Source organism: Pseudomonas sp. MF6394, from assembly GCF_002018845.1.
Lineage (GTDB): Bacteria > Pseudomonadota > Gammaproteobacteria > Pseudomonadales > Pseudomonadaceae > Aquipseudomonas > Aquipseudomonas lactis.
Map to the genome: position 1 here is coordinate 326,708 of NZ_MVOJ01000003.1, position 7,180 is coordinate 333,887.

At 62.4% G+C, this 7,180-nt stretch carries 4 protein-coding genes and 1 pseudogene; 3 read left to right on the forward strand and 2 right to left on the reverse strand.

The window, feature by feature from the left end; genetic code table 11:
- Positions 1–444 precede the first annotated feature (444 nt).
- A complete protein-coding gene (locus MF6394_RS06010) occupies positions 445–1,848 on the reverse strand; it encodes a NorM family multidrug efflux MATE transporter (protein WP_044269818.1) in 1,404 nt (467 codons plus the stop codon).
- 152 nt (positions 1,849–2,000) lie between these two features.
- Here MF6394_RS06010 and MF6394_RS06015 point away from each other — a divergent pair, with 152 nt between their 5' ends.
- The 3 genes and pseudogenes from MF6394_RS06015 (at position 2,001) to MF6394_RS35130 (ending at position 5,074) form a co-directional block, all read left to right on the forward strand.
- Positions 2,001–2,921, forward strand: a complete 921-nt coding sequence (locus MF6394_RS06015) for a LysR substrate-binding domain-containing protein (protein WP_003195439.1) — start codon at positions 2,001–2,003, stop codon at positions 2,919–2,921.
- Between the two features lie 176 nt (positions 2,922–3,097).
- Positions 3,098–4,171: pseudogene (locus tag MF6394_RS35125) on the forward strand (Cache 3/Cache 2 fusion domain-containing protein); the annotation flags it as partial.
- Positions 4,172–4,351: 180 nt separating this feature from the next.
- A complete protein-coding gene (locus MF6394_RS35130) occupies positions 4,352–5,074 on the forward strand; it encodes a methyl-accepting chemotaxis protein (RefSeq protein ID WP_438942947.1) in 723 nt (240 codons plus the stop codon).
- A 122-nt stretch (positions 5,075–5,196) separates the two neighbouring features.
- On the opposite strand, the gene MF6394_RS06025 is transcribed toward MF6394_RS35130, so the two are convergent.
- Positions 5,197–6,693 (reverse strand): YifB family Mg chelatase-like AAA ATPase, encoded by a 1,497-nt coding sequence (locus MF6394_RS06025; protein WP_069557949.1) that lies wholly within the window; start codon positions 6,691–6,693, stop codon positions 5,197–5,199.
- Positions 6,694–7,180 lie beyond the last annotated feature (487 nt).

Consider the following 7,180-nt stretch of genomic DNA (forward strand, 5'->3'; position numbering starts at 1 on the left):
CCTGGCAGTCAGCACAGTTGGATTGTGTACATATCCATTGCTGCGGTAACGGCTACTTAGGGTTCCGCCCTGACGGCGGCTCACTTTTGAACAGCGCAAAAGTAAGCAAAACGCTCTTGCCCCACCACTCGGCACCTCGCTTAGGCTCGGTGTGCCCGAACACAGGCTTGAATTCGTGGGCCGCCGCCACGCGCCATCCATGGCGCGGGGCGGCTAACCCGGCGTCCTGCCGGGTTACCCACGAATTCAAGCCTGCGTTCGGCCAGCGTGGTTTAACGGGGCGCCTGAGATCAAAAGCAGATCAAGAGCGACTCGCTTCGCATCGTGGTTACCGTCTGCTGTTACAACCCACAAAGTTGTATAGATCCTATGCTGCGATGGCGGTGTTGGATTCACTACCGCTATCGCAGGCAAGCCAGCTCCCACATGGACCGCGTGCATTCGCTAGTCAGGCAGTGCCGCTTGGAATCCAACAGGAGCATCCGGCTCCTGCCGAATCATCCGTTTCATCTTCGCCTCAAACGCCCAGGTCAGGCTCACCGCCGCACACGCCAGGCCCAGTGCCAGGCCCCACCAGACGCCGGTTGGTCCCCAGCCCAGGGTGAACGCCATCAACCAGGCCGACGGTGCACCAATCAGCCAATAGCAACCCAACCCCACCAGGAAGGTGGTCTTGGCGTCCTTCAAGCCACGGATACAACCCATGGCGATGGTCTGCACACCGTCGAACAATTCAAACCAGGCGGCGACGGCCAGCAGGCTTACCGCCAGGACGATGACGTCATGGAATGCCGGGTCGTCATGGTCGAGGAACAGTCCGATCAGCGGGTCGGAAAACAGCCACAGCACCGCGGCAAATCCCAACATCACCATGGCGCCGAACCCTATGCCGACCCGCCCGGCCAAGCGTGCTTGCAGCAACTGCCCGGCGCCGTAGTGCTGACCGATGCGCATGGTCACCGCGTACGACATCCCCGCCGGTACCATGAAGGCCACCGACACAATCTGCAGGGCGATCTGGTGCGACGCCAACTGCGTGCTGCCCATGGTGCCCATGCACAACGCCGCAAAGGCAAATAACCCGACCTCTACCGCATAGGTGCCGCCAATCGGCAGGCCCAGGCGCCACAGTTCGCGCAGGTAGTGGGTATTCAGACGCAGCAGGCCGGTGCCCAGCGGGTAAGCGGCGTAGGCGCGGTTGCTGCGGATGTACCACATCAATGCCAGCGCCATGCCATTGGCGACGATGGCGGTCACCAGGCCAATGCCCATCAGGCCCAGTTTCGGCAGGCCGAACATGCCTTCGATCAGCGCATGGTTGAGCAGGTAGTTGACCACGGTGCCGCACAGGCTGATCACCATCACCGGGGTGGCCTTGCCGATGGCGCTGGTAAAGCCGCGCAGGGCCATGAAGCTCAGGTAGCCGGGCAGGGCAAAGGGCAGGATCGTCAGGAACTGCCCGGCTGCCTGCACGTTGGTTTCAGTCTGGCCGAACATCAACAGCACCGGCTTCAAGTTCCATAGCAGCAGCGCCGCCGCCAGGGCCATCAACCACGCCAGCCACAGCCCGGCCTGGGTCAGGCGAGTGGCGCCGTCGATATCGCCGGCGCCATGGCGAATGGCGACGAGGGTGCCCACGGCTGCAATCACGCCGATGCAGAAGATCGCCACGAACGAATAGCTCGCCGCGCCCAGGCCTCCGCCGGCCAGGGCCTCGGGGCTCAGGCGCGCCATCATCAGGGTGTCGGTCAGCACCATCAGCATGTGCGCCAACTGTGAGGCAATCAACGGCCCCGATAGCCGCAGAATGGCCCAGAGTTCGGTACGTGCCGGATGTTGCATGATCATCACACTCGAATAGTCAGGACAGTGGGGAAGGGTTGATTCTCGGCGCATTCAGCGCATTGCACAAAAGGATAAAAACGATCGTTGGCATGATTAAAACTCATACTTGAGCGATTCTGGTAGGGTTTCCAGATTGCGCAGTCGGAGCTTTCAGCATGTCCCGTCGTCTTCCTCCTCTTTACGCCTTGCGGGCATTTGAGGCCGCCTCCCGCCACCACTCGTTTACCCGTGCGGCTGAAGAATTGTCGATTACCCAAAGTGCTATCAGCCGGCATATCCGCACGCTCGAAGATTATTTCGCCTGCCGGTTGTTCCAGCGCAGCGGTCGCACGTTGCAGCTCACGGAAGCGGCGCGTTTGTTGCTGCCTGGCGTACGGGAAGGCTTCGCTGCCCTCGAGCGTGCTTGCCATACCTTGAATGCCGAAGATGACATCCTGCGCATGAAGGCGCCGTCCACCTTGACCATGCGCTGGCTGCTGGCGCGGCTGAGTCGCTTCCGCGCCTTGCAGCCAGGCAATGAGGTGCAGCTCACCAGTGCGTGGATGAGCATCGATGAAGTGGACTTCAACCAAGAACCGTTCGACTGCGCGGTGTTGCTCAGCAACGGGCACTTTCCGGCGGACTGGGAGGCCAGTTATCTGTTTGCGGAAATGCTCATCCCGGTGGGAGCGCCCAATCTGCTGGACGACGGTCCCTGGGACGTGACGCGGTTGGCAACCGCCGAACTGCTGCACCCGACCCCGGACCGCCGAGACTGGCGTTACTGGCTGCAGCGCATGGGGCTGTCGTCTCAGGTTTCACTCAAGGGTGGGCAGGTGTTCGACACGCTTGAGCTGGGCATGATCGCCGCCGCCCGAGGCTATGGCGTGTCCATGGGTGATTTGCTGATGGTGGCCGAAGATGTAGCACAGGGGCGCTTGAGCCTGCCTTGGCCGACGGCGGTCGCCAGCGGAGAAAGCTACTACCTGGTATGGCCGAAAACTCGTCCGGGTGGGGAGCGCTTGCGACGGCTGGCGGAATTTCTTCAGGGGGAAGTCAAGGCGATGGAATTGCCCCAGGTCGAACGCCTCGATTGAGTGGCGGCGAGTTGTTAGTGCAATCGTTTGCGGGATACCCCTGTGATTCGCTCAAGTATTGCCAGATGCCGCCGAAGAAGGGGGTTGGAACCATCGTGCATCAACGTTTCCCACTAGATAATTTGCCGAGCAGCGCTATGAGATCAGGATGATCCTGGCCTCGGCCAGGAGCTGTCATGTCTCAACCCCGTGCCCGGATTGCCTCCCAGTTAGGCCTCGCACTCGCCGTGATTCTCGCTGTCGTCATCAGCGGCAGTACGGTCTTTGCCTTGCGTACCCTCGACTCCGCCAACCTCGCCACCCGCGAGGAACACCTGGCCAGCGAGGCGCGCTTGCTCGCCGACCAACTCAACACCTTCCACAGCACCTTGCGCGAAAGCACCCAGCGTTTGAGCGGGCTGTTTGAAAAGCGCTTCGGTGCCGGCTTGAGTGTGCGTGCGGACCAGCCCGTGGCCGTGGCCGGCGTGCAGACGCCGAGCCTCTACCTGGGCAACGAGGTGCTGAACAACAACTTCGAAGAAGTGGATGAGTTCAAGCAGATGTCCGGTGGCGTGGCCACGGTGTTCGTGCGCAGCGGCGACGACTTTGTCCGCGTCAGCACCTCCCTGACCAAGCAGGATGGCAATCGCGCCATTGGCACCGTGCTTGACCGTCAGGGCGCGGCCTACCAGCGCGTTGTGAGCGGCCAGACCTACATCGGCCGTGCCGTGTTGTTCGACCGTTCCTACATGACCCAATACAGCCCCGTGCGTGACAGCAGTGGCCAGGTCATTGCCGTGCTGTTCATCGGTTTCGATTACACCGATGCCCAGAACGCCCAGTTTGAAAACCTCAAGCGCTTCCGCATTGGCCAGACCGGCTCCCTCGCGCTGCTCGATGAGCAAAAGCACTGGCTGGTGCCGCCGGCTGGCGTGCAAGCGCCGGATCAGGCGGTTGCCGTGATGCTCGACCTGGCGAAAAAGCCGGGTGCAGGGCGTTTCTGGAGCGACAAGAACGAAGATTTCTATAGCGTCTCGGTGCCGTTCGAAGGCGGCCCTTGGGCGGTGGTAGCGAGCATGCCCAAGGCTGAGATTCGCGCCGTGACCTGGGAAGTCGGCATCCGCCTGGTGATCGGCAGCGTGTTGGCGATGTTGCTGGCAGTGGGCGCCACGGTGTGGCTGTTGCGCAGCAAGCTGGCGCCATTGAGCGAGCTGGTACGCCAGGCTCAGGCCCTGGGTGCGGGGGATTTGAGTGCGCGGCTCAATGTGTCCAGCCATGACGAAATCGGCCAGTTGGCGCGTAGTTTCAACCAGATGGGTGAGGCGCTGTCGACCATGGTGTCGCATATCCGTACCGCCGCCGAACAGGTCAACAGCCGCGCCCAGGCGCTGTCGGGCTTGTCCGGCGGTGCCTACGAAGGCATGGAGCAACAGTCCGGCGAGATCACCAGCATGGCCGGTGCGGTGGAAGAGTTCAGTGCTACCTCGCTGAACATTGCCGACAACATGGGCAACACCGAGCGCCTGGCTCAAGAGAATGCCCAGCAAACCCGTATCGGCCGTACCTCGATGCAAGAGGCTTCATCGTCCCTGGAGCATATCGCCACCGCGCTGAACAGCACCGCTGCCGTGATCAACACCCTGGGCCAGCGTTCCCAGGAAATCGGCGGGATCGTCGGCGTAATTACCGCCATCGCTGAACAGACCAATCTGCTGGCGCTCAACGCCGCCATCGAAGCCGCCCGTGCCGGTGAGCAAGGCCGTGGTTTTGCCGTGGTCGCCGACGAAGTGCGCAACCTGGCTTCGCGCACCCGCCAGGCCACCGATGAAATTTCCGGCATGATCCAGAGCATCCAGCAGGAAACCGGCAACGCCATCAGCACCATGGAGCATGGTAATGCGCTGATGCAGGAAGGCCTGTCGCGCAACGCCGACGTGGCCTCGGCCCTGGCGCGTATCGACGAGCAAAGCCGCTCGGCCGGCCAGCAATTTGCTGCTATCACCACCGCCACCCAGGAGCAGAGCAGCACCGCGACCTTGCTCAGCGCCAACCTTCAGAGCATTGCGCTGGCCAACAGCGAGCAGCGCGAAGTGGTGTCGAACCTGGCGGTTACCGCCAAGGAACTGGAGACCTTGGCAGCAGGCTTGCGCCATGAGGTGGATCGGTTTCGCTGACGCACCGCCAAACAAATTGTGGGAGCGGGCTTGCTCGCGAATGCGGTAAATCAGTAGCAAATGGGTGACTGACACTCCGCATTCGCGAGCAAGCCCGCTCCCACATTGATATTGCGTAAGGCTCAAGTCACGGATGTGGGGCGGTACTGCAGGGCTTCCTTCAAATGGTCACGGGTGATGGCGTCCATCTGGTCCAGGTCCGCCAGGGTGCGCGCCACCTTCAGCAGTCGATGGGCCGCCCGCAGTGACAGTGTCAGTCGCTCGCAGGCGGTCTCCAGCCAACCCTCGTCGACCTTTGGCAGCTTGCAGTGCTGGCGCAGCCCCGGCAGGTCCAGAAAAGCATTGGCACACCCCTGGCGTCGCTGCTGACGCTCGCGTGCTTGCGCTACCCGCACCGAGGCATCGGCCGTGGTATCGCCCGCCTGTTGTGTGGGGCTCAGGGCAGTGGCCTCCCGCGCGACGGTCAGGTGCAAATCAATCCGGTCCAGCAACGGCCCGGAGAGCTTGTTGCGATAGCGCTGGATCTGCTCCGGTGTACACCGACAACGCCCGCTGGGCTCGCCCATGTAGCCGCAAGGGCAGGGGTTCATCGCCGCGACCAGTTGAAAGCGCGCCGGGAAGCTCACGCGGTCTCGGGCCCGGGAGATCACGATATGCCCCGATTCCAAGGGCTCACGCAGCACCTCCAGCACCTTGCGATCGAACTCTGGCAGCTCATCCAGGAACAACACTCCGTGATGGGCCAGGGTGATTTCCCCCGGTTGTGGCTTCGAGCCGCCACCCACCAGCGCCGGCCCGGATGCCGAGTGGTGTGGCTGACGGAACGGGCGGTTGGGCCAATGGCTCAGAGGGGCCAGGCTGACCACGGATTGGATTGCGGCCACTTCCAGCGCTTCCTGCTCGCTCAATGGCGGCAGCAAGCCCGGTAGCCGGCTGGCCAATAAGGTCTTGCCGGTACCCGGTGGCCCGCTGAACAGCAGGTTATGCGCGCCCGCCGCCGCGATCAGCAATGCGCGCTTGGCCGCGAGTTGGCCCTGTACTTCACTCAGGTCCGGGTAAGGCTTGTTCAAGTACAGCAAGCCGTCGGACCTATAGGGCTCAATCGGCACATGCCCATTCAAGTGCGCCACCACTTGCAGCAAGTGATCCACCGCAATCACCTTCAACCCCGACGCCAGGCACGCCTCCTCGGCATTGGCACGCGGCACTATCACGGTGCGCCCGGCCTTGCGCGCTGCCAGCGCGGCCGGCAATACCCCTTTCACCGCGCGCACCTCGCCGGACAACGCCAGTTCCCCAAGACACTCCACGTCATCGAGCGTCAAGGCCGGCACCTGCACACTGGCCGCTAGGATGCCCAGGGCAATCGCCAGATCAAAACGCCCGCCGTCCTTGGGCAGGTCGGCGGGCGCGAGGTTGAGTGTGATGCGGCGGGCCGGATATTGCAGCGCCGAATTGAGGATGGCACTGCGCACGCGGTCTTTGCTTTCCTTCACTGCGGTTTCGGGCAAGCCCACCAGGGTGAGAGACGGCAGGCCATTGGCCATATGCACTTCGACGGTGACGGCGGGGGCTTCTACACCGACCTGGGCGCGGCTGTGGACGATGGCGAGGGACATGCTCGTTCCTTGAATGGGAGGGCCGCTTCCTGCGGTTTTTTCAAGGGTAGACGAGGGGAGATGGAGCGGGGCGGGGGAGGTTTTACAGAACGTATCCGGGCGGCAATGCAAAAAAAATGTGGGAGCGGGCTTGCCTGCGATGGCGGTGTGTCAGCAAAGAATCATCCGCTGATGCACCGCCATCGCAGCTTAGGTATCTACACAACTTTGTAGGCTGTCGCAGCAAGGTAACCACGATGCGAAGCGAGTCGCTCTTGATCTGCTTTTGATCTTAGGCGCCCCGTTAAACCACGCTGGCCGGAATTCGACAGGGATTTGGGGGGTAAACCGGCAGGGATGCCGGTTTAGCCGCCCCGCGCCATGGATGGCGCGTGGCGGCGGCCCCCCAAATCACTGGCGGATTACGGGCACACCGAGCCTAAGCGAGGTGCCGAGTGGTGGGGCAAGAGCGTTTTGCTTACTTTTGCGCTGTTCAAAAGTGAGCCGC

Coding starts and splice junctions, on each gene's coding strand:
- MF6394_RS06010 (WP_044269818.1), bottom strand. CDS start 1,848: ATGATCATGCAACATCCGGCACGTACCGAACTCTGGGCCATTCTGCGG.
- MF6394_RS06015 (WP_003195439.1), top strand. CDS start 2,001: ATGTCCCGTCGTCTTCCTCCTCTTTACGCCTTGCGGGCATTTGAGGCC.
- MF6394_RS35130 (WP_438942947.1), top strand. CDS start 4,352: ATGGCCGGTGCGGTGGAAGAGTTCAGTGCTACCTCGCTGAACATTGCC.
- MF6394_RS06025 (WP_069557949.1), bottom strand. CDS start 6,693: ATGTCCCTCGCCATCGTCCACAGCCGCGCCCAGGTCGGTGTAGAAGCC.